Below are 22,610 nucleotides of genomic sequence, written 5' to 3'. Positions count from 1 at the left end.
CCCTTTCCTGAAACGATCACTCCACGGGGAAACACGCGAACGAACCCCCGACCGGTTTCCACCAGCCCGCACCCGGCCCGGACGCCGGCGCCGGGCGAAAGCCGCCGGTCAGCCTCGCCGAGGTCAGGTGTCCCGCCCCTGCCACGTCGTGACACACACCTCGTTGCCCTCGCCGTCGGCGAGGACCCAGAAGGCCGGTGCCGCTGCCTCGGACAGGAGCCGCCCGCCCGCCGCCAGAGCCGCGTCCATCCTCCGCAGCGCCTCGTCGTGCGGCACACAGAGATCCAGGTGGATCCGATTGCGCTGCGGGCGCGCCACGTCCATCTGCTGGAACCAGACAGCCGGCCCCTGCCTGAGGGGGTCGACGAGCGGGTCACCGGGGCCGTCGGCTCCCGGCTCGTCGGCGTACCCGAGCACCGCCTTCCAGAACGGCCGGATCGAGGGGATGTCGAGCGCGTCGATCGCGATCTCCAGAAGCTGGAGCGAGCGCGGCGCTCCCGTCGCGATCTCGGGCTCGGTGCGCAGCCCGACCTCCTCGACCGCGGTGGTGATCCGGCGCGCGAGCTCCACGTCCCGGTCCGTGACGGCGGCGTGCTCGGAGGACTGCAGGGTGAGCAGCACCCGCCCTGGCCTGATGTCGAGGGCCAGATGCCCGTCGGCGTCGGCATCGCACGCCGCCACGGCGAGCGCCGCGACCTCGGCGGCCCGCGCCAGCGGCCCCACCGGGACCGTCGTCCGGATCCCGCCCAGCAGATAACGCCAACCCAGATCAGCGATCGCGGCAGAGGCACGCGAGCCGGTCAATGTCGTCTCCATGCCGATCATCCTCGCAGCCGAAAAACCCCGGGTGAGGCTCCATCAGGTGAATGCCAGAGCTGTCAGGGCTGTCAGGGCTGCAGGACTTCAGGGGCTTTCAGGGCCCGACGAACTCCCATGACTCGATGTCGCGGTAGCGGATCGGTCCCGGCCCGCGGCCGAAATCGCTGCCGACCAGGTGCAGCCGAGCGGCCCGCCACGCGCGGCCGGTGAAGCCGGCCAGGGAGGCGGCGACGTCCGTCACGCTCGACCGGTCGTCACGGCGGGCGCGGGCCAGCGTCAGATGGGGACGCAGCGGCCGGTCCTCGAAGGGGATGCCGTACTCCTTGACCACGGCACGGACGTCGGTGGCGAGCCGGTGCAGCCCGTCGAGGTCCCCGTCGATGCCGCTCCAGAGCACCCGCTCGTCGAAGTGCCCGCCGCCCCGCAGCGCCAGCTCCACCGGCCCGCGCGACGCCGCCAGCTCGGCGAGTGGCCGGCGCAGCGGCGGGACCGTCGCGACCGGCAGCTCTCCGAGGAACGCGAGGGTGATGTGCCAGTCCTCGATGCGGTTCCACCGCATATGCGGGTACGTCTCGTACGCGGGGCGCAGCACCGCCGCCAGCTCGTCCTTCGCCTCGTCGGGCGGGGCGAGGGCGATGAAGACGCGAACCGTCGCCGCCCGGTCCCGCTCGCCCCCGTCGGGCCCCGTCCCCTGCCCGTCCACCTGCGTCATGATCCGTTCCCTGCTCGCCGTACACCCGACCCACCGGCTCCCCGCGGCCGTGTCCGATGTGAGGGTACGCGCTGATGAGCAGCCCCTTCATGGGCAGCCCTCCACCGGACGGCTTCGCAGGACGGCTTCAGAGGACGGGTTCACAGGACAGCTCCAGGACAGCTTCAGAGGACGGCTCACAGGACGGCCCCTCAGCGGGCGAACACGGCGAGGGCTAGCCGCTGGGCCACCGGCGGAGGTCCGCTCGCGGGCGGGGCCGTGGTCCCCACCGCGTAGACCGCCCGCACGCCGAGGTCACGGGAGGCGAAGACACCGCTCCGGTACCCGGGGTCGGACCCGGTCTTCCCCCACACGACCGTGCCGTCGGGCATCGGTGAGGACATCAGGCCCACGCTGAAACAGGCCGTCCCCTTGGCGGGACCCGTTGTGCACTGCGAGGCGTCGGCGTACGGCAGCGGCTTCCCGTCGACGCCCTTCGGTATCGCGAACAGCTCCGCGGTCTCGGCCGGACCCAGCAGGCTGCCGTCGAACAGACCTCTGACGAAGCGGTCCAGGTCCGCCGTCGTGGAGGTCATGCTCGTGGGCATCCCGCCCTGCACGTTCACGTCGACCAGTTCGCCGTCCGCCCTCGGGAGGTAGCCCGGCAGGTAGGGCCGGGGCACGGGAGTGCTCCGGTCCGGCACGGCGGCCCTCGTGTCCCGCATCTTCAGCGGTTTCAGGATGCGGGCCGTCACCTCTGCACGGAACGGGTGCCCGGTGATCTCCTCGATGAGCTTGCCCGCGACGCGGTACCCGAAGGAGTTGTACTCCTGGCGGGTGCCGGGGCTGAAGCGGGGGCCGGGCGCGGGCCTTCCCTCGGGACGGAGCGTCCCCTGGATCACCTCGTCGAAGGTGAGGTGGTCGAAGCGCCGATCGACCTCCTCGTCGGGGGAGGGGACGGCCGGGTCGCCCTCGAAGTCCTGGGGCAGCCCGCTGGTGTGGTCCAGCAGCTGCCGTACGCTGACCGGCTCCTGGAACCGGTCCTCGGGAAGCAGCCCGGGCAGATAGTCCTGCACGCTCCGGTCGAGGTCGACGCGGCCCTCGGCGGCCAGCTGCAGCAGGATCACGGCCTCCATGGGCTTGCTGATGCTGCCGATCCGGAAGTGGGCACGAGGACTGACGGCCCGTCCGGTGACGGCGTCCCCCGACGCGCCCCGCCAGCTCTCCCCGCCCTTGTGCACCTCGGCCACCACACCCGCTGCCCCGTCCCCGGGACGCACGGCGACCGCCGCGCGCAGCGCGTCACGGTCGAGACCACCGACGTCCGTAGCGGGAGCCGGAGCCGGAGCGGGAGCAGGGGCGCCCCTGCCCACCCCCGGCGCGGGTCCTCCGCCCCCTGCCCCGGCGGCGGCGAACGCGGGGGCCGCGGCGGCCGGCGTCACGAGAGAGGCGAGGGCCACGGCCACGGCCAGACAGGACGCCGTAGCCAGCGGCAGGTACTTGGGCGGAGTCGAGGAACGCTTCATGAGGAACTCCATTCGCAGGTCGGTCGGCGATCCGGTGATCAAGTCCCTTCGAGTCTGTCCGCCCGCCCCGCCCGGCACGACGGGGATCACCCCAGCCCAACCCTGAATCGCCCCTGACACCGCATCAGGGGATCACTTCACGCCACCGCACCCCCTGTTCCGCGAGCCGACATCGCATGCGGATCGCGCCCCTCGCGCTCCCTCGCGGGGGTGGTTCCCGTGGGTCCGGTGAGCGTAGTTCGGCACGGCCCGCCGGAGCGGCGCCCGCTCCGGCACGAAGCTGTGCGCTGCTCCCCGTACACCACGAAGACGGAGGTTCGTACGCTCATGACCCACGCACAGCCGAGACCCGCGAGCCACGCCCAACCGAGAGCAGAGGAGCGGCGTCGCAGGCCTGGCGGACGGCCCGGCGGACGGCCCGGCGGATGGGCCGGAGTGCCGGTCGCGCTCGGTATGGCCCTCGTGCTCGCGGTCCCCGGCACCGCTCTCGCCGCCCCGGGTGACCTCGACCCGACGTTCGGTCCCGATGGCCGGGTGACGACGCCGATCACCGGCTACGCGGAAGGCCACGACATCGCCCGGCAGACCGACGGCAAGCTGGTCGTGGTCGGGGTGAGCGAGGCCGGCTTCGCGCTCGCCCGGTACGACGCCAACGGCAGCCTCGACCCCGGCTTCGGCGGCGACGGCATCGTGACCAGCGACTTCGGCGGCGGCAGCCACTCGGCCAACGCCGTCGCGATCCAGCCGTCGGACGGCAAGATCGTCGTGGCCGGCACCACCGAGGTGATCGCGGAGGAGGGCGGGGGCTGCTGCTTCTTCTCCGTGGCCCGCTACAACACCGACGGGAGCCTGGACACGGGCTTCGGCGACGGCGGACTCGTACGCGTCGACGAGTTCGGCGGATCGGCCGACGGCGCGGACGTGGCCGTCCAGCCCGACGGCCGGATCGTCGCCGCGGGCAAGGGCGGTGGCGGTGGCTTCGCGCTCGTCCGCCTCGGCACCGACGGCGGCCTCGACCCCACCCTCGGCGGCGACGGGGCGGTCGTCGCGGGCTTCACCCCCACCTCACCCCAGGACGCCGGCGGCACCGCCCGCGGCATGGCGCTCCAGCCGGACGGCAAGATCGTGTCGGTCGGCTACGTGGGCAACACCGCCTTCGACATCGGCGTGGCCCGCTACAACTCCAACGGCACCCTGGACACCACCTTCAGCGGGGACGGCATGGTGACCGCCGACTTCGGCGGCACCGAGTTCGGCAACGCCGTGGCCGTCCAGCCGGACGGCAAGATCGTCGCCGCGGGCTCCGGCGGAGCCGGCTTCGCCGTCCTGCGCTACAACGCCGACGGCAGCCCCGACGCGGGCTTCGGCACGGGCGGCCGCACCTCGGTCAACGCTCCGGGCGACGGCGGCATCGCGTACGGCCTGGCGCTCCAGCAGAACGGCAAGATCGTCCTCGCCGGACGCGCCGACGACCCGAACAGCTCCGAGGCCAACGACTTCGGCCTCGCCCGCCTCAACGTCAACGGCACGGTGGACACCGGCTTCGGCGGCGACGGCTTCGTCGTGACCGGCTTCAACGACTTCGACGAGGCCCGCGGAGTACTCGTCCAGCCCGACGGCAAGATCGTCGCGGCCGGATACGGTGCGGGCTTCGCCTTCGCGCTCGCCCGCTACCAGGGCGGCGACGGTACCCCGCCGCCCCAGCCGAGGGCGGACCTGTCGGTGACGAAGACGGGGACGACCACGGTGAGCATCGGCGACCGCGCCACGTACACCGTGGTGGTCGCCAACTCCGTCGCGTCCACGGCGACCGCGACCGGCGTCACCCTCACGGACACCCTCTCCGGAGCCGGCGGGACGATCGTCTCGGCCGTTCCCTTGCAGGGCACCTGTACGACCACGGCGACCGGCGCCACCTGCGCCCTCGGCTCCCTGGCCCCGGGCGCGAGCACGACCGTCACGGTGACGGCCGAGCCCCGGGCGGTCGGCACGCTGACCGACACGGTCGGCGTCAGCGGTACGCCCCAGGACCCGATGACCTCCAACAACACGGCCGTCGCGACCACTTCGGTGAACAACGCGCGCGCGTGCACGATCATCGGCACCAGCGGTCCGGACACCCTCAACGGCGGCTTCGGCAACGACGTGATCTGCGGCCTCGGCGGCAACGACACCATCCGCGCCAGCTACGGGAACGACACCGTCCACGGCGGCTTCGGGAACGACAACATCGACGGCGGGTTCGGCGACGACACCCTGAACGGCGGCCCGGGCAACGACACCCTGACCGGCTACTACGGCAACGACAGGCTCACCACCACCGACGGTGTCAACGGCAACGACACCGCCAACGGCGGCCTGGGCACGGACACCTGCACCACCGACCCGGGCGACATCCGCATCAGCTGCCCCTGACCAGCCCTCCAGGATCGGACCAGGACCACATCCGATCCTGATCCGGACCTGATCAGGCCCCCCGATCCGATCCGTACCAAACCCGTCCGAGTGCCGTCGCCGTCCTCACGGCGACGGCACCCGCACCCCCGCCGCCGTCAGCCAGGCATCCGCGAGGACGCGGTGGCCCAGGGCGCTCGGGTGGACGCCGTCGGGTGCGAGGGCGGCCGCGCCGTGCGCCTCGGCGGCACGGAGCATCGCCAGGTCGGTGCGGACGATGGTCGCGCCGTGGGCGGTCGCGGCGCGCAGGACCGCTTCGATCCGCGGCCCGAGGTCCTCCAGCCAGGCCTCCTGTTCAGGTCCGGTCGGCAGCAGGAACGGCGTCATGACGAACAGCGCGCACCGCTTCTCCGTCACGGCGAGCACGCGGTCGAGGGACGCCTCGAACTCCGGTACCGGGCTGTGCAGACCCTGGTCGTAGCGGCGCCACGTGTCGTTGATCCCGATCAGCACCGTCACGACCGTCGGGGCGAGGCCGAGCACATCACGTGCCCAGCGCGCCTCCAGGTCCTGGACCCGATGGCCGTTGACGCCCTTGTTGACGACGGTCGCGGAGGCCGGCAGCGCCTCGGCGATCAGCCGGACGTAGCCGGCGCCGAGCGAGGCCGGGTCCTCGCGGTCGCGGCCGGTGTCGGTGACGGAATCGCCGATGAAGACGAGGCGGTCGTCCTGGGTGAACTGCACGGGGGATGTCCTCTCAGGCCTGGCGGAAGGTCTGGCGCATGGTGCCGAGACCGTCGATCCCGCATTCGACCACGTCTCCGTCCCTCAGGTACGGCTTGGGATCGGGTCGCCCGAGCGCGACGCCGGCCGGCGTACCGGTGTTGATGACGTCGCCGGGGTGCAGCACCATGAACTGGCTCAGGTAGCGGATGATCCCGGCCACCGGGAACACCATGTCCGCGGTCGAGCCGTGCTGGCGCTCGACCCCGTTCACGGAGAGGCGCAGCGTGAGCTTCTGCGGATCGGGGACCTCGTCCGCGGTGACGAGCCACGGGCCCAGCGGGTTGAAGGTCTCGCAGCTCTTCCCCTTGTCCCACTGACCGCCGCGCTCCAGCTGGAACTCCCGTTCGGAGACGTCGTGCGAGACGGCGTACCCGGCGACGCACGCCAGCGCGTCCTCGTCGCTGTCCAGGTACCGGGCGGTCCTGCCGATCACCACGGCCAGCTCGACCTCGTAGTCGGTCTTCACGCTGCCCCGGGGGATCAGCACGTCCTCGTACGGCCCCGAGACCGTCCACGGGTCCTTCATGAACACGACCGGCTCGGCGGGGAGTTCCGCTCCGGTCTCCTCCGCGTGGTCACGGTAGTTGAGGCCGATGCAGACGACCTTTCCGGGTCGGGCCACCGGCGCTCCGACCCGCACGCGGTCGGCCCGGACGTCCAGGGCGGGCAGTGCCCCTTCGGCCTTCGCGGTGGCCAGCCGGTCGAGGACGCCCCCGGAGAGGGAGTGGTGGTCGATGGCTTCGGCGACCCCGGACGCGTCGAGGAGGCGACCTCCTTCGTCCAGGACCGCGAGGCGCTCCGCCCCGGCTTCACCGACCCTCAGCACGCGCATGCCCGCCATCCCTCACGATAGACATCGGATGTATCGACGCGGGAATGCAATCAATCAGGCGAAGTTTTGTCCAGACGTTCCACGCGCCCTGATGGGTCATCCGATGTATCGTGTGGGCCCGCCGACCGAGCTCACGCTCCTTCGCGGCATCCGCGGCCGGCCGGCACCGACACCGCCACGCCCCCAGGAGGCCGAAGCCGATGGCAGCTGCGACGAGAACGCCCACCGTCCTACTGGTCATGGAAGAAGAGCGACGCGCCGATGTCTACCCGGCGCACGTCCTGGACGACATCGGGCGGCTCGTCCACTGGCACGGCCCGGCCCTCACCCGTGACGCCCTCCGGGACGCGCTCCGTGCCGACCGCGGCGTACTGGACGGGGTCGACGTGCTGCTCACCGGCTGGGGAGCCCCGGTGCTCGACGCGGCCCTGCTCGCCCACGCGCCACGGCTGCGCGCGGTGATGGTGGCGGCCGGGTCGGTACGGCACCTGACGACGCCCGAGTTCTGGGCTCGTGACATCCCCATCGTGTCCGCCGCGCGAGCCAACGCCGTCCCCGTCGCCGAGTTCAGCCTGGCGCAGATCCTCCTCGGTCTGAAGCAGGTCCACCGTCTCGGCCGCGAGGTGACGGCCGGCCGTCGATTCCCGCACGACCCCCGGGTGCCCGGCGGCTACGGCTCGCGGGTGGGGCTGTTCGGACTCGGTGAGATCGGCCGGCTCGTCGCGGAGCACCTGCGGCACTTCGACGTCGAGGTGCTGGCCTGCGATCCCGTCGTGGACCCGGTCACCGCCGCCGGTCTCGGCGTGCGACTGACCGGCATCGAGGAGCTGTTCGAGGCCTGTCACGTCGTGAGCGTCCACGCCCCCTTGCTCCCCGAGACCGAACGCCTCGTGGGGCGGCGGCTGATGGCGCTGCTTCCCGAGGGCGCGACCCTGATCAACACGGCCAGGGGAGCCGTGCTGGATGAGCCGGAGGTCATCGCGGTGCTCCGCGACCGGCCCGATCTCACTGCCGTGCTCGATGTGACCTGGCCCGAGCCCCCCGACCCCGGATCCCCGCTCTTCACCCTGCCGAACGTCCTGCTCACCCCGCACCTCGCCGGCGCGCTGGGCGGCGAGCGTGCCCGGCTGGGCGAACTCGTCCGTGACGAACTGCGCCGGTTCGTACGGGGCGAGCCCCTGCTGCACGCCATCGAGCCGTCCAGGGCCGCGACCCGGGCGTAGGGCCTGCCTTTCCGATCGGATCTGATCCGAGAAGAACAGGCCCAGGCAGACCGAGTGGGCGGGGTGTGGCTTGTTTTCCATGCTTCGCCCACTCGCCTTCCCTGAGACATCGGATCTTTGAACTCCCGTCGAGCCGCCTGTCTGCGGGAGCGCTCCCGCCGTCGAGGCGAAGCGCTTCACCTGGAACCCGGCTTCCTGGCTGCTCAGGCAGGTGATGAGCGGACTGCGGAGAGCCCGCCGCCGTCGCCGTCTCCGAACCCCAACTTCTTTAAGTCATCGGACTATTGACCCCCGTTCGGCCGCGCGTTAGCGTCCCGGCAAGCGCTTACAGGCCAGCTGCCGAGGGCGGCGAACAGGAGTTGTCATGCAGAGAACGCGGTGGATCGGCGCGGGTCTTCTCGCCTCGGCGTTGGCCCTGACCAGCTGTACGTCCAGCCCCGCGGGGGTGGACGCCAAGCAGGACGCCAAGGCGGAGCTGGAACTCTGGACCAGGACCACACCCGGTGGCCCCGGCGAGAAGGCGACCCTGCGGCTCGTCGCCGGATTCGAGAAGGCCACCGGCCACAAGGTGAAGGTCACGGCGATCTTCGACGACTTCGAGACGAAGCTCCAGCAGCGCGCCGCCCAGCGGAACCTGCCCGACATCGTCATGAACGACGTCACCCAGCTCGGCGCGATGCACAGCCAGGGCCTGCTCAGGGAGATCGACCTCAGCAAGATCAAGAGCAGCCAGGACCTCGTCGAGCAGGGCCGGAACTCCGGCCGGGGCGTCGACGGCAAGCAGTACGGCATCCCGTACTCCGCTCAGGCCGGCGCCCTGCTCATCCGCAAGGACTGGCGCGAGAAGCTCAAGCTGACGGCCCCGCAGAGCTGGGACGACCTCGCCGCGATGGCTGAGGCCTTCACCACCAGGGACCCCGACGGCAACGGCAAGCAGGACACGTACGGCCTCGCCGCCCCGCTGTCGACCAAGCGCGGCTACGCCTCCTGGTACTTCTCCAACCTCCTCTGGGCCGCCGGGGGAGACTTCATCACCGAGGCGGGCCAGGGGAAGTACAAGCCGTCGATGACGAGCAAGGAGTCGACGGAGGCCGTGCGGTGGTTCCGCGCCCTCGGCTGCGAGAAGAAGGTGATCCAGCCCGGCGCCGTCACCATGGACACCCCGCCCACGAACGAGACCTTCGAGGCGGGCAGGACCGGCATGTACATCGTCGGCCCCTACCTGATGTCCCGCTTCGACAAGTCCCTGGGCAAGGACAAGTACGAGGTCGTCCCGATGCCCAAGGGACCCAAGGACGCCACCGTGCTCGCCGAGGGCGGCTCCCTCTACCTGATGGCCGGCTCGGAGAACCGCGCCGGACAGGACGCCTTCGCCGGGTACGCCATCTCCCCCGCGGGCCAGAAGCTCGGCATGGAGGGCGTGGACGGCTCCACCGTCCAGCTCCCCGTCAACAAGAACGTCGACGTCACCGAGGTACGCCCCGACCCGCGCTGGAAGACGTACGCCGAGGTCTACCGCACCTCCGGGCGCTACGCCCCGTCGGTCCCCAACTGGACGCCGGTCCGCCAGACCACCGCCGAGACCGTGAACGCCCTGATGGCCGACTGCTCCCTCGACGCGGACGAGAAGCTTCGTGAGCTCGACAAGAAGCTCGCGGGCATCCTCCAGGAACAGGGAATCGCCGGATGACGAGCGTCGACCAGGTGAAGACGGCCGCCGCGGCGGCCGGCTCCACCTCCCGGAAGGAGGCCCGGCCGGAGGCCGCGTCCCCCGTCGAGCCCGCGACGACAGGAAGCGGCCGGCCCGTCTCCCGACGCGTACGGAACCGCCGCGGCGGCCGCTGGTGGACCCCGTGGCTGTTCCTCGCCCCGGCCCTGATCCTCTTCCTCTACTTCAAGTTCATCCCCATGGCCAGCGCGCTGACCATGTCCTTCCAGGACGTCCAGCCCTACCTCGGCAACCGGTGGGTCGGCGGCGAGAACTACGCCACCGTGCTCTCCTCCGACGGCTTCCGCGAGGCCGCCTGGCACACCGTCGTCCTCGCCGTCGGCCAGACCCTCGGGTCGATGCTGCTCGGCCTCGCGCTCGCCCTGCTCATGGAGGGGCAGGGCCGCAAGCTCGGCTTCGTCCGCTCGGCGGCCTTCCTCCCGGTCGTCGTGCCGATCGCGGTCGTGGCCGAACTCTGGCGGATCATGTACCACCCCACCGAGGACGGCATGCTCAACTCCCTCCTCGGCCTGGTCGGGTTCGGCCCCTCGGGGTTCATCAACGACCCCGACACCTCGATGGTCTCCATCATGCTCACCGGCATCTGGCGGGGCGCGCCCTACGACATGATGATCTTCCTCGCCGGTCTCGCCGGGGTCGACCGAGGCCTGTACGAAGCCGCCAAGGTCGACGGCGCGTCGAGGCTCCAGCGCATCCGCCACGTGACGGTCCCCGGACTCCGGGCCGTCCTCACCATCCTGTTCATCCTCGCGGCCATCCGCGGCCTCCGCGTCTTCACCGAGGTCTTCCTCCTCACCAACGGCGGACCCGACGGCTCGACCGAGGTCGTCATGACCGTCATCTACAAGCTGGGCCTCGAACAGAACAGGCTCGGCGTCGGCGCCGCCGGCGCGGTCCTGCTGTTCCTCGCGACGCTCCTCCTCACGGTCGGCGTCCACCTGTTCCGACGGAGGGGTAACGAATGAGCGCGCCGACCGAGACCGCCCTCGGACTCACCGAGAGCCGCAGCGCCACCGGCCGCGCCCTGAAGGTCCTCACCTACCTCCTGGTCCTCGTGGTCTTCGCGGGCCCCCTCCTCGCCCTGCTCGTCAGCGCGTTCAACCACGTCAAGGACCCCACCCAGCTCAGCGTCATCCCCTCCGACCCCACCGTGGACAACTTCACGGTCGCCTTCGACCAGGGCGTCCTGACGTACCTCCTCAACTCCTTCTTCGTCGTCGGCTTCGGCCTGCTGCTCCAGGTGGCCGTCTCCGTCCTCGCCGGCTACGCCCTGGCCAGGAAGCGGTTCCGGGGGATGACCCTGGCCTTCGTCGCGATCCTGGCCACGCTGATGCTGCCCGAGGAGATCCTGGCGATCCCGCTGTCCGTGGTCCTCGCCGACCTGCCCGTCGTCCACGTCAACCTGATCGGCTCCCTCGCCGGCATGATCGTCCCCGTCGGCGCCTGGGCGTTCTCCATCCTCGTCATGACCGAGTTCATGAAGGAGGTGCCCAGGGAACTGGAAGAGGCCGCGCGCATCGACGGCGCCGGAGACCTGCGGATCTTCGCCCAGATCATCCTGCCCATGTGCAAGCCCGCCCTCGGCGTCATCGGCGTCTTCGGCTTCACGATGATCTGGGACCAGTACCTGCTGCCCCTCCTCGTCGCCACCGACTCCTCCTCGTACACCCTGCCGCTGGCCCTGCGCACCCTGCGGATCGACCCGCTCGTCACCCCCGGCGTGGTGATGGCCGCCTCGCTGCTCGCCCTGCTGCCGTCCGTCATCGTCTTCCTCTTCTTCCAGCGCTCCTTCGTCCACGGCCTGTCCAGCGGTGCCCTCAAGGGGTGAACCGCCCTTCGAAAGGACCACCTCCCGTGATCCCGTCCGGCCTGATGTCCTTCCCGCTCACGCCGTTCACCCCCGACGACGCCGTCGCCCCCGGCGTGTTCGCCGACCACGTCGAGGACCAGCTCGCCCACGGCCCGGCCGCCCTCTTCGTCGCCTGCGGCACGGGGGAGTACTCCTCGCTCAGCGCCACCGAGTACGCCGAGGTGGTCCGGCACGCCGTACGCGTCGTCGCCGGCCGGGTCCCCGTCTTCGCCGGCGCCGGGGGCGGTCTCGGCAACGCCCGGGCGGCCGTCGCCGCCGCATCGGACGCCGGGGCCGACGGGATTCTGCTGCTGCCCCCGTACCTCGTCGGCGGAACCGAGGACGGCTACCTCGCCTACGTGGAGTCCGTCGCCGGCGCCGGCCGCCTCCCCGTCCTCGTGTACCGCCGCGGCCTCGCCCGGCTCGGCGTGTCCACCGCGCTGCGGCTGCTCTCGGTCCCGCAGGTCGCCGGGATCAAGGAGGGCAACGGCGACCTGGACACGATGGCCCGCATGGTCACCGCCGTACGCACCAGCGGCCACCCGCGTGCCGAAAGCTTCGCCTTCCTCAACGGGCTGCCCACCGCGGAGGTGAGCGCGGGCGCCTGCCGGGCCATCGGCATCCGCGACTACTCCTCCGCCGTCCTCTGCTTCGCCCCCGACATCGCCCGGGCCTTCCACACGGCCCTGACGACCGGCGACACCGCCACCACCGGCCGGCTCCTCGCCGACTTCTACCTCCCGCTGACCGCGCTGCGCGACCGGGTCCCCGGCTACGCGGTCTCCCTCGTCAAGGCCGGAGCGCGGCTGCGCGGACTCGACGTCGGCCGGGTCAGAGCACCCCTGGTGGAGGCGGCCCCGGACCACGTCGACCAGCTGAAGGACCTGCTCGATCGGGGCCGGCGGGCACTGGCGGAGATTGCGGCGACGGCAGCGGAGGCGTCCCCGGGCGCGTCCCCGGGTGCCGGCGCCAGGGCCAGTGCCGGTGCCGGGGCGGGCGCGGGTGCGCCGGCCGGTGTGGACGCCGGTGTCGACACTGGTGCCGAAGCCTCCGTGGCGGTGGCCTCGTGAAGATCACCTCCGTCGTCGTCACCCCCGTCGCCTTCGCGGACCCGCCGCTGCTCAACGCCGTCGGCGTCCACGAGCCGTACGCCCTGCGCTCCGTGGTGGAGGTGAGGACCGACACGGGCGCGTACGGGCTGGGCGAGAGCTACGGCGACGCGCCCCACCTCGAACTGCTCCGCCTCGTCGCCGACGAACTGCCCGGCCTCGACCCCTTCGACCTCAACGAACTGTCCCGGCGCGTCGGCGCGACCGTCGGCGGCCGGGTCGCCCGCGACGCGCACGGCCTCATCGGCGACGGCGGCGCCGCGAAGACCGTCGCGAGCGTCACCTCGCCGTTCGAGGTCGCCTGCCACGACCTCCAGGGCAAACACCTCGGCAGGCCCGTGTCCGACCTCCTCGGCGGCGCCACCCGGGACCGGATCGACTTCTGCGGCTACCTCTTCGCCAAATGGGCCGCCCACCCCGGCCACCGGCCCGACGCATGGGGCCCCGCGCTCGACGCCGCCGGACTCGTCGCACAGGCCCGGCTCCTGGCCGACCGCTTCGGCTTCCGGTCGTTCAAACTCAAGGGCGGCGTCCTCCCGCCCGACGAGGAGATCGCCGCGATCCGGGCACTGCGCGAGGCCTTCCCCGGCCACCCGCTGCGCCTCGACCCCAACGCGAGCTGGGACCCGGCGACCGCGGCGCGCGTCGCCGACGAACTGACCGGGGTACTCGAATACCTGGAGGACCCGGTCGCGGGCATCCCCGCCATGGCGGACCTCGCCCGGCTCGCCCCCATGCCCCTGGCCACGAACATGTGCGTGGTGACCTGGGAGCACCTGCCCCGCGCCGTCCCGTCCCGGGCCGTCGGCGTCCTGCTCGGTGACCACCACTTCTGGGGCGGTCTGAAGGCCTCGCAGCACCTGGCCACCTGCTGCCACCAGTTCGGCATCGGCATGTCCATGCACTCCAACTCCCATCTGGGCATCAGCCTCGCCGCCATGGTCCACCTCGCCGCCGCCACCCCCGCCATCGGCCACGACCTCGACACCCACTGGCCGTGGAAGCGCCCCGAGGACGACGTCGTGAAGCAGCCCTGGACCTTCACCGACGGCGCGATCACCGTCCCGCGCACCCCCGGCCTCGGCGTGGAACTCGACCGCGACGCGCTCGCCCGGCTGCACGAGCAGTACCTCGGCTGCGGCCTCACCCGCCGCGATGACAGCGGCTACCTCGCGCGCGTCGCCCCCGGCGTACGCCTCCGCGAAGACGTCCACGAACCCGCCTGACGGCCCCGGCCAGCCCTCCTCCGACCGCACAGGAACGATGCCGCATGACCACCACCAGCGCGGACGCCGCTGACGCGTCCGCCCCCGCGCCCGCGCCCGACACGACGTGGTTCACCCACGACCGCTTCGGGATGTTCGTCCACTGGGGCCTGTACTCGCTCGCCGCCCGCCACGAGTGGGTCAAGAACCGGGAGAGGATGACCGACGAGCAGTACCAGGTCTACTTCGACCACTTCGACCCCGACCGCTACGACCCGGTCAGCTGGGTGCGGACGGCGAAGGCCGCCGGCATGCGGTACGTCGTCCTCACCACCAAGCACCACGACGGCTTCTGCCTCTGGGACAGCCGCCTCACCGACTACAAGGTCACCAGGACGCCCCACGGCCGCGACCTGGTCAGGCCGTTCGTCGAGGCCTGCCGCGCCGAAGGCCTCAAGGTCGGCTTCTACCACTCGCTGATCGACTGGCACCACCCGTCGTTCCCCGTCGACGGCACCCACCCGCAGCGCGACGACGAGGAGTTCAAGGCCGCCGCGGCCGACCGTGACATCCGCGCGTACCAGCGCTACCTGCACGGGCAGGTCCGCGAGCTGCTCACCGACTACGGACGCGTCGACTACCTCTTCTTCGACTTCTCCTACGCCGGCCGCGAATGGTGGGGCGGCAAGGGCCCCGACGACTGGGACGCCCCCCGCCTCCTGGAGACGGTCCGCGAACTCCAGCCGCACATCCTGGTCAACGACCGGGCCGGCCTCCCCGGGGACTTCGTCACCCCCGAGCAGTACCAGCCCTCCGCCCCGATGACCGTCGACGGCCGGCCGGTGCTGTGGGAGGCCTGCCAGACGCTCAACGGCAGCTGGGGGTACGACCGGGACAACCTCGACCACAAGAGCCCCGACCTCCTCATCAGGATGCTCGTCGACGGCGTGTCCAAGGGCGGCAACCTGCTCCTGAACGTCGGACCCGACGGCCGGGGCGGGCTCGATCCGCGCGACACCGCCACCCTGGCGGAAATCGGCCGCTGGACCGATCTGCACGAGCGGTCGGTACGGGGCTGCGGACCGTCCCCGTACACGCCGCCCGCCGACTGCCGGTACACCCAGCGCGGCGACCGGCTGTACGTCCACCTCTTCGCGTGGCCCCTGCGCCACCTCCACCTGCCGGGACTCGAAGGCCGGGTGGCGTACGCCCAGCTCCTCAACGACGGCTCGGAGATCGCCCGGGTGCCGCTCGACCCCGACCGCCCCGCGATGAACACCCAGATGGGCGGCCAGCCGCCCGGCACCCTCACGCTGCGACTGCCGGTACGGTGCCCCGACACCCCGGTACCCGTCATCGAGCTCTTCCTGCGCTGACCCGCGCACACCATCCGCTCGGCGTCGCCGTCGCTCCGGCCCTGCCCGCCTACCAGCTCCGCTCCGTACCCGCTCCGTACCCGATCCGATCTCGTCCGACCGATCTTGGAGGCACCATGCAACGACGCACGTTCCTCACCGGCACCGCGCTGGCCGCGGCCGCGGCCGCCCTTCCGCTCTCCGTCCCGGCGTTCGCGGACACCGCCCGGCGCAAGCCCCGGCGTGCCCTCGGCCCCACCGTCGACGTCAGTTCCCTCGACGACCTCCAGGACGCGATCGACGCGGCGGGCCCCGGCACCCGCATCGTCCTCGCGAACGGCACCTACACCGTCCCGTCCGCCAAGCCCCTCACCATCACCGGCAAGAACGGCACCCGGAGCGCGCCGATCACCATCGTCGCCGCGTCCCGGGGCGGCGCCGTGCTGCGCGGCGAGCGCAGCTTCGTCTTCGACGCGTCCAGCAACGTGACCGTGAGCGGCTTCTCGTTCCGGCAGAGCACCACCCTGGAGATCCCCCCGACCTGCACGTACATCCGGCTCACCCGCAACGACTTTCAGCTCGCCGACATCGAGGGCCTGCACTGGGTCATGGTGCGCGGCGACGAGGCCGTCATCGACCGCAACCACTTCCACGGCAAGACCACGCTCGGCATCTTCCTCGGCATCGAGGGCGACGGCACCGAGGCCATGGCCCAGGGCGTGCACATCCACCGCAACCACTTCTCCGACCACACCTTCGCCGGCTCCAACGGCGGCGAGCCGATCCGCCTCGGCGTCAGTCCCCGCGCCCTCTCCAGCGCGCACGCGCTCGTCGAGTACAACCTGTTCGAGCGGGCCAACGGAGACCCCGAGGCGATCTCGGTGAAGAGCTCCGACAACACCATCCGCTACAACACCATCCGCGACAGCCTCGGCGGCATCGTGCTCCGCCACGGCAACCGCACCCGCGTCGACAGCAACTACCTGATCGGCGGCGAGGAGGGCATACGGATCTACGGCAACGACCACGTCATCGTCAACAACTACCTGGCTGGCCTCTCCGGGCGGGCGATGGTGATCGGCAGCGGCACCGAACGCGACCACCTCCCGGGCGAATCGGCCGAGGCCCGCCGCGGCAACGACGCCCCCGACCGCGTCCTCATCGCCCACAACACCCTGCTCGACAACACGGGCGGCACCCTCTCCGGGGAGAGCCAGCGCCCGCACGAACCCCGGGACGTGACCGTCGCCGACAACCTGCTGGTCGGCCAGACCGGCAGCCTGGTCGAGATGGCCACGACCGTCCGCTTCACCTGGCAGGGCAACATCCTCTTCGGTGCCGCGGCCGACGGGAACATCCCGGCCGGCGGGTTCGTCCGCGCCGACCCGCGGCTGGTACGGGGATCGGACGGCGTGTACCGGCTGTCGAGCACGAGCCGGGCGATCGACGCGGCGACGCTCAGCCCCGCGCCGGTCACCACCGACCTCGACGGCGACCCGCGCGGCAGCCGCCGGGACGTCGGCGCCGACGAGTACGCGACGGCCACGCCGCTCCGCCGGCCCCTGACCCCGGCGGACGTGGGCCCCAACGCCCGCTGACGGCCCGAGCGGCCGCCACCGGCAGCCGGCCGGCACCCCTGCAGTAGGCTGACGCCCAGCAGACACACATCCGATGTATGTGGCCCGTGGACAGGAGGACGCCTTGGCAGTGACCGACGAGGCGATCGGGAAGATCAAGGAGATGATCGTCTCCGGTGCACTGCGTCCGGGGGACCGGTTGCCCAAGGAGGCCGACCTGGCCGCCGAGCTCGGCCTCTCGCGCAACTCGCTGCGCGAGGCGGTGAAGGCGCTGTCCCTGCTGAACATCCTCGACGTACGGCAGGGCGACGGTACGTACGTCTCCAGCCTCGAACCGCCGCTGCTCCTCGAAGCGGTCTCCTTCGTCCTGGACTTCCACCAGGACGACCAGGCCCTGCAGGCGCTGAAGGTGCGCGGCATCCTGGAGCCGGCGGCGACCGGCCTGGCGGCGGAACGGATCGCCGAGGACGAGGTACGGGAGCTCCGCGAGCTCCTCGACCGGCTGGGAGAGGCGCCGAGCCTGGACGAACTCGTGGCCAGCGACCTGGAGTTCCACCGGCGTATCGCGGCGGCGTCCGGCATCCCGCTGCTGTGCTCCCTGCTCGACAGCATCTCGGGGGCGACCGTGCGGGCCCGGCTGTGGCGCGGCATCACCGAGGAGACGGCCGTGGCGCGGACGCTCTCGGAGCACCGGGCGATCCTGGACGCCCTGGCCGCGCGCGACGCGCGCACCGCCGAGGCCTGGGCGACGATCCACATCTCCAACGTGATCCGCTGGCTCGACAGCGTGCTGTGAGCTTGCGCCCCCACTGAGGTACGGCGCCTGTCACGCGCCACGGGCGCGCGTTCCCCCGGGGAGCGCGCGCCCGTCGGCATGCCCTGCTGAGGGCGTTCCGAGCTCCTTCTCACGGCCCGAGAAACATCCGATGTCTACTTGCCTCACCTCTCGCGAGCGCCGTATCGTTCACGCTCAACAGGCCAATCACCCGATCTGTGCTGATGGTTGGGGCTGCTCCGGAGGAATCGGGCAGACGACGCCGAACACCGAGCAAGCAGCCCAGGTGTGAAAGGAACCCCGTTGTCCACTGACATCACGCGGGTCATCGCGATGGACACCTACGACATCCGCTTCCCCACCTCCCGCCAACTCGACGGGTCCGACGCGATGAACCCGGACCCCGACTACTCCGCCGCCTACCTCGTCCTGCGCACCGACGAGCCCGACGGCCCCACGGGACACGGCTTCACCTTCACCATCGGGCGTGGCAACGACGTCCAGGTCGCGGCGATCGAAGCGCTGCGCCCGCACGTCCTGGGCCGGTCCGTCGAGGACCTCTGCGCCGACCCCGGCCTCATCAGCCGCGCGCTCATCGGCGACAGCCAACTCCGCTGGCTCGGACCCGAGAAGGGCGTCATGCACATGGCCGTCGGGGCCGTCGTGAACGCCGTCTGGGACCTCGCCGCCAAGCGCGCCGGCAAGCCCCTGTGGAAACTGCTCGCCGACGCCGAACCCGAATGGCTCGTCTCCCAGGTCGACTTCCGCTACATCACCGACGCGATCACCCCCGACGAGGCCCTGGACCTCCTCCACCGCGGCAAGAAGGACCGGGCCGCGCGCGAGCGCGTCCTGCGCGACCGGGGCTACCCCGCCTACACGACCTCGCCCGGCTGGCTCGGCTACTCCGACGAGAAGCTCACCCGGCTCGCCAAGGAAGCCGTCGCCGCCGGCTTCACCCAGATCAAACTGAAGGTGGGCGCCGACCTCGCCGACGACATACGCCGCTGCCGCGCCGCGCGCGCCGCCGTCGGCGCCGACGTCCGCCTCGCCGTCGACGCCAACCAGCGGTGGAACGTCGCCGAGGCGATCGAATGGACCCGCGCCCTCGCCGAGTTCGACCCCTACTGGATCGAGGAACCCACCAGCCCGGACGACATCCTGGGGCACGCGCGCGTACGCGCCGCCGTCGCACCGGTCAAGGTGGCCACGGGGGAGCACGCGCAGAACCGCATCGTGTTCAAGCAGCTCCTCCAGGCCGGCGCCGTCGACATCGTCCAGCTCGACGCCGCCCGCGTCGGCGGGGTCAACGAGAACCTCGCCATCCTCCTGCTCGCCGCCAAATTCGGCGTCCCCGTCTGCCCCCACGCCGGCGGCGTCGGCCTGTGCGAACTCGTCCAGCACCTCGCCATGTTCGACTACGTGGCGCTCAGCGGGACGACCGAGGACCGGGTCATCGAGTTCGTCGACCACCTCCACGAGCACTTCGCCCACCCCGCCGTCGTCCGCGAGGGCGCCTACACCGCCCCCCTGGCCCCCGGCTTCTCGGCGGACATGCACCCGAACTCACTGACCACGTACGCGTATCCCGACGGCACCTTCTGGGCCGCCGACCTCGCGCGCCCCGCCGCCACGGCCGAGGCCACCCTGGAGGTGACCGCATGACCACACCCCCGCTCACCGGACTGCGGGCCGTCGTCACCGGCGGCGCGTCCGGCATCGGCCTCGCCGTCGCCCGGACGCTGTACGAGCACGGCGTCACCGTCGCCGTCCTGGACCTGTATCCCGACGCGGTGCCCGACACGCTCACCGCCTACCGCGCCGACGTCGCGGACGACACCTCGGTACGCGGAGCCGTCGAGGCGGCCGCCGCCGCACTCGGCGGAATCGACATCCTGGTCAACAACGCCGGCATCGGCGCGGCCGGAACGGTCGAGGACAACCCCGACGACCAGTGGCACGGCGTCCTCGACGTCAACGTCCTCGGCGTCGTCCGTACGACCAGGGCCGCCCTGCCCCATCTGCGCCGCTCGCAGCACGCCGCCGTCGTCAACATCTGCTCCATCGCCGCCACCGCGGGGCTGCCCCAGCGGGCCCTGTACGCGGCGAGCAAGGGCGCCGTCCTCTCCCTGACACTCGCCATGGCCGCCGACCACGTCCGGGAGGGCATCCGCGTCAACTGCGTCAACCCCGGCACCGTGGACACCCCGTGGGTCGGCCGGCTGCTCGACGCGGCCGACGACCCGGTCGCCGAACGCGCGGCGCTCAGCGCCCGCCAGCCCACCGGGCGGCTCGTCAGCGCCGACGAGGTCGCCGCGGCCGTCGCCTACCTCGCCTCCCCGGCCGCCGCGTCGGTGACCGGCACGGCCCTCGCCGTCGACGGCGGCATGGCCGGACTCCGACTCCGCCCGGCGGGCACATGAGCACGGGCGGCGGACGCACCACGGACAGCGGCACGGCCGACGGCACGGACACCACCGGCCCCACCCGCGCCCCCATCGGCGGCACCACCGCCTGGACGACCCGCATCGCCTTCGGCGCCGCCGGGATCGGCAACCTCTACCGCGAGGTCACCGACGCCGAAGCCGAGCGCGCCCTCACGACCGCCTGGGACCGGGGCATCCGCTCCTTCGACACCGCACCCCACTACGGCCTCGGCCTCTCCGAACGGCGGCTCGGCGCCTTCCTCCGCGACCGGCCCCGGGACGCGTACACCGTCTCGACGAAGGTCGGCCGCCTCCTCGTGCCCGCCCCCGGGGCGACCGGCGACGACCTCGCCGACGGATTCGCGGTCCCCGCCACGTACCGCAGGGCGTGGGACTTCAGCGCCGACGGCGTCCGACGCTCGCTCGAAGCGAGCCTCGAACGCCTCGGCCTCGACCGCGTCGACATCGTGTACCTGCACGACCCCGACGACCACGCCGAGCAGGCCCTTAACGAGGCCTACCCCGCCCTGGAACGGCTGCGCGCCGAAGGCGTGGTCCGGGCCGTCGGCGTGGGCATGAACCAGACCGCCGTCCCCACCCGCTTCGTCACCGACACGGACATCGACGCCGTCCTCCTCGCGGGCCGCTACACCCTGCTCGACCAGAGCGGCCTGGCCGAACTGCTGCCGGCCGCGCGGCGCCGGGGCGTGTCGATCGTCGCCGGAGGGGTGTTCAACTCGGGCCTCCTCGCGGACCCGCGTCCCGGCGCCACGTACGACTACGCGGCGGCGCCGCCCGAGACCCTCGCCAGGGCCGTCCGGCTGCGGGAGATCTGTGAGCGCCACGGAGTCCCGCTGCGCGCGGCGGCGGCGCGCTTCCCGCTCGGTCATCCCGCGGTGGCCGGTGTCCTCATCGGCCTGCGCAGCGCCGCGGAGGCCACGGACGCCGCCGACCTGCTGGCCCACGAGATCCCGCCGGCCCTCTGGGAAGAACTCCGGCGCGAGGGCCACCTCCCCGCGGCGGCCCCCGACCCGGGCCACGGGTGAGGCGCCGATGAGGATCGGACTGTCCGTCACCTGCCCGGGCGACACCCCTGGAGCCGACTCATGAGAATCGCCCTGCACACCCGCGTGCGTGCCGACCGCGTCGACGCCTACGAACAGGCCCACCGCGAAGTCCCCGCCGAGCTCACCCGGGCCATCCGCGCCGCCGGCTGCACCTCCTGGACGATCTGGCGCAGCGGCACCGAACTCTTCCACCTCCTGGAGTGCGAGGACTACGCGTCCCTCCTGGCCGCACTGGAGAAGCTGCCGGTCAACATGGCATGGCAGGCCCGCATGGCCGAACTCCTCGACGTCGTCCACGACTACTCCGACGAGGGCGCGGACGCCGGCCTCCCCGTGGTGTGGCAGCTGTGACGGGGCGGCCCGTGCTCGTCGACGCGCACCACCACCTCTGGGACCTCTCCGTCCGCGACCAGGACTGGATCACCGGTGCCGCGCTCGCCCCGTTGCGCCGCACCTTCACCGAGCGCGACCTCAAGGCGGAGACCGAAGCCTCGGGCGTGACGGCCACCGTGCTCGTCCAGACCGTGACCGTGCCCGACGAGACGCCCGAGATGCTCGCCGTGGCCCGCGACAGCGACCTCGTCGCCGGGGTCGTCGGCTGGACCGACCTCACGGCCCCCGACGTCGCCGACGCCCTCGCCGCGCTGCGCGCCCGGCCCGGCGGCGAGCACCTCGTCGGCATCCGCCACCAGGTCCAGTCGGAACCGGACCCCGACTGGCTGCTCCGCCCCGACGTCCGCCGGGGCCTCAGGGCGGTGGCGGACGTCGGCATCGTCTACGACCTGGTGATCCTCCCGCACCAGCTGCCCGCCGCGACCACCGCCGCCCGGGAGCTCCCGGAGCTGGCCTTCGTCCTCGACCACGGGGCGAAACCGCCGGTCGCGAGCGGCGCGCTCGAACCCTGGGCCACCCGGCTGCGCGCCTTCGCCGCCCTGCCGAACACCACGGGCAAGCTCTCGGGGCTGCACACCGAGGCCGACTGGCGGAGCTGGACCGTCCGCGACCTGCGGCCGTACGCCGACACGCTGCTCGACGCGTTCGGCCCGCGGCGCCTGATGTACGGCTCCGACTGGCCCGTCTGCACCCTGGCGGCCTCGTACGGACGCACCCTGGCGACCGCCCGGAAGCTCCTCGCGGCACTGAGCGACACCGAGCGGACAGCGGTCCTCGGGGGCACGGCGGCGGAGACGTACCGGCTGGGGGAGGTCATCGCTCGCCGGGCGGACCGACCCACTGTCACGTAGGGT

At 72.1% G+C, this 22,610-nt stretch carries 20 protein-coding genes; 15 read left to right on the top strand and 5 right to left on the bottom strand.

Going from position 1 to position 22,610, the window contains the following annotated elements:
• Positions 1-123: 123 nt before the first annotated feature.
• From DEJ43_RS00390 to DEJ43_RS00380, 3 genes are all read right to left on the bottom strand, one after another.
• Positions 124-816 (bottom strand): VOC family protein, encoded by a 693-nt coding sequence (locus DEJ43_RS00390; protein ID WP_015031296.1) that lies wholly within the window; start codon positions 814-816, stop codon positions 124-126.
• Between the two features lie 97 nt (positions 817-913).
• Complete coding sequence (thpR, locus tag DEJ43_RS00385; RefSeq protein WP_015031295.1) at positions 914-1,531, bottom strand: RNA 2',3'-cyclic phosphodiesterase; 618 nt, start codon at positions 1,529-1,531, stop codon at positions 914-916.
• Between the two features lie 191 nt (positions 1,532-1,722).
• Complete coding sequence (locus tag DEJ43_RS00380; RefSeq protein ID WP_106433796.1) at positions 1,723-3,036, bottom strand: serine hydrolase domain-containing protein; 1,314 nt, start codon at positions 3,034-3,036, stop codon at positions 1,723-1,725.
• Positions 3,037-3,471: 435 nt separating this feature from the next.
• Between DEJ43_RS00380 and DEJ43_RS00375 the strand changes: the two genes are divergently transcribed.
• Positions 3,472-5,451, top strand: coding sequence for a calcium-binding protein (locus DEJ43_RS00375; protein WP_233447901.1), 1,980 nt, complete (start codon positions 3,472-3,474; stop codon positions 5,449-5,451).
• Positions 5,452-5,556: 105 nt separating this feature from the next.
• On the opposite strand, the gene DEJ43_RS00370 is transcribed toward DEJ43_RS00375, so the two are convergent.
• Entirely contained in the window at positions 5,557-6,174 is a 618-nt protein-coding gene (locus tag DEJ43_RS00370; RefSeq protein ID WP_015031291.1) for an SGNH/GDSL hydrolase family protein, read from the bottom strand.
• Positions 6,175-6,187: 13 nt separating this feature from the next.
• Positions 6,188-7,048, bottom strand: a complete 861-nt coding sequence (locus DEJ43_RS00365; protein ID WP_041661901.1) for a fumarylacetoacetate hydrolase family protein — start codon at positions 7,046-7,048, stop codon at positions 6,188-6,190.
• 200 nt (positions 7,049-7,248) lie between these two features.
• Here DEJ43_RS00365 and DEJ43_RS00360 point away from each other — a divergent pair, with 200 nt between their 5' ends.
• The 14 genes from DEJ43_RS00360 to DEJ43_RS00295 all read left to right on the top strand — a co-directional run bounded on the left by DEJ43_RS00360 (position 7,249) and on the right by DEJ43_RS00295 (position 22,607).
• Entirely contained in the window at positions 7,249-8,271 is a 1,023-nt protein-coding gene (locus tag DEJ43_RS00360; protein WP_015031289.1) for a hydroxyacid dehydrogenase, read from the top strand.
• A 364-nt stretch (positions 8,272-8,635) separates the two neighbouring features.
• On the top strand, positions 8,636-9,961 hold the full coding sequence (locus DEJ43_RS00355; protein ID WP_015031288.1) for a sugar ABC transporter substrate-binding protein: 1,326 nt from the start codon (positions 8,636-8,638) through the stop codon (positions 9,959-9,961).
• Positions 9,958-10,965 (top strand): carbohydrate ABC transporter permease, encoded by a 1,008-nt coding sequence (locus DEJ43_RS00350; RefSeq protein WP_015031287.1) that lies wholly within the window; start codon positions 9,958-9,960, stop codon positions 10,963-10,965. Before DEJ43_RS00355 ends, DEJ43_RS00350 begins: the two co-directional genes overlap by 4 nt.
• A complete protein-coding gene (locus DEJ43_RS00345) occupies positions 10,962-11,828 on the top strand; it encodes a carbohydrate ABC transporter permease (protein WP_015031286.1) in 867 nt (288 codons plus the stop codon). Before DEJ43_RS00350 ends, DEJ43_RS00345 begins: the two co-directional genes overlap by 4 nt.
• A gap of 26 nt (positions 11,829-11,854) precedes the next feature.
• A complete protein-coding gene (locus tag DEJ43_RS00340) occupies positions 11,855-12,919 on the top strand; it encodes a 5-dehydro-4-deoxyglucarate dehydratase (protein WP_041661900.1) in 1,065 nt (354 codons plus the stop codon).
• Positions 12,916-14,184 (top strand): enolase C-terminal domain-like protein, encoded by a 1,269-nt coding sequence (locus DEJ43_RS00335; RefSeq protein ID WP_015031284.1) that lies wholly within the window; start codon positions 12,916-12,918, stop codon positions 14,182-14,184. The genes DEJ43_RS00340 and DEJ43_RS00335 overlap by 4 nt, the downstream gene beginning before the upstream one ends.
• Before the next feature lie 44 nt (positions 14,185-14,228).
• The gene (locus DEJ43_RS00330) at positions 14,229-15,539 is read left to right on the top strand and encodes an alpha-L-fucosidase (RefSeq protein ID WP_015031283.1); all 1,311 of its coding nucleotides are present in this window, start codon (positions 14,229-14,231) and stop codon (positions 15,537-15,539) included.
• Between the two features lie 116 nt (positions 15,540-15,655).
• A complete protein-coding gene (locus tag DEJ43_RS00325; RefSeq protein WP_015031282.1) occupies positions 15,656-17,116 on the top strand; it encodes a polysaccharide lyase 6 family protein in 1,461 nt (486 codons plus the stop codon).
• Between the two features lie 103 nt (positions 17,117-17,219).
• On the top strand, positions 17,220-17,891 hold the full coding sequence (locus DEJ43_RS00320) for a FadR/GntR family transcriptional regulator (protein ID WP_041661898.1): 672 nt from the start codon (positions 17,220-17,222) through the stop codon (positions 17,889-17,891).
• Positions 17,892-18,203: 312 nt separating this feature from the next.
• Complete coding sequence (locus tag DEJ43_RS00315; RefSeq protein ID WP_051025995.1) at positions 18,204-19,535, top strand: enolase C-terminal domain-like protein; 1,332 nt, start codon at positions 18,204-18,206, stop codon at positions 19,533-19,535.
• Entirely contained in the window at positions 19,532-20,293 is a 762-nt protein-coding gene (locus tag DEJ43_RS00310; protein WP_015031279.1) for an SDR family NAD(P)-dependent oxidoreductase, read from the top strand. The genes DEJ43_RS00315 and DEJ43_RS00310 overlap by 4 nt, the downstream gene beginning before the upstream one ends.
• Positions 20,290-21,342 (top strand): aldo/keto reductase, encoded by a 1,053-nt coding sequence (locus DEJ43_RS00305; protein ID WP_015031278.1) that lies wholly within the window; start codon positions 20,290-20,292, stop codon positions 21,340-21,342. Before DEJ43_RS00310 ends, DEJ43_RS00305 begins: the two co-directional genes overlap by 4 nt.
• A gap of 60 nt (positions 21,343-21,402) precedes the next feature.
• The gene (locus tag DEJ43_RS00300) at positions 21,403-21,714 is read left to right on the top strand and encodes an L-rhamnose mutarotase (RefSeq protein WP_015031277.1); all 312 of its coding nucleotides are present in this window, start codon (positions 21,403-21,405) and stop codon (positions 21,712-21,714) included.
• Positions 21,711-22,607 (top strand): amidohydrolase family protein, encoded by an 897-nt coding sequence (locus DEJ43_RS00295; RefSeq protein ID WP_015031276.1) that lies wholly within the window; start codon positions 21,711-21,713, stop codon positions 22,605-22,607. The genes DEJ43_RS00300 and DEJ43_RS00295 overlap by 4 nt, the downstream gene beginning before the upstream one ends.
• The last annotated feature ends 3 nt before the right edge of the window (positions 22,608-22,610 follow it).

Origin of the sequence: Streptomyces venezuelae ATCC 10712, from assembly GCF_008639165.1 — a bacterium.
Lineage (GTDB): Bacteria > Actinomycetota > Actinomycetes > Streptomycetales > Streptomycetaceae > Streptomyces > Streptomyces venezuelae.
The sequence above is the reverse complement of the archived record's forward strand: the minus strand, read 5'-3'. Positions and strand labels throughout refer to the sequence as shown.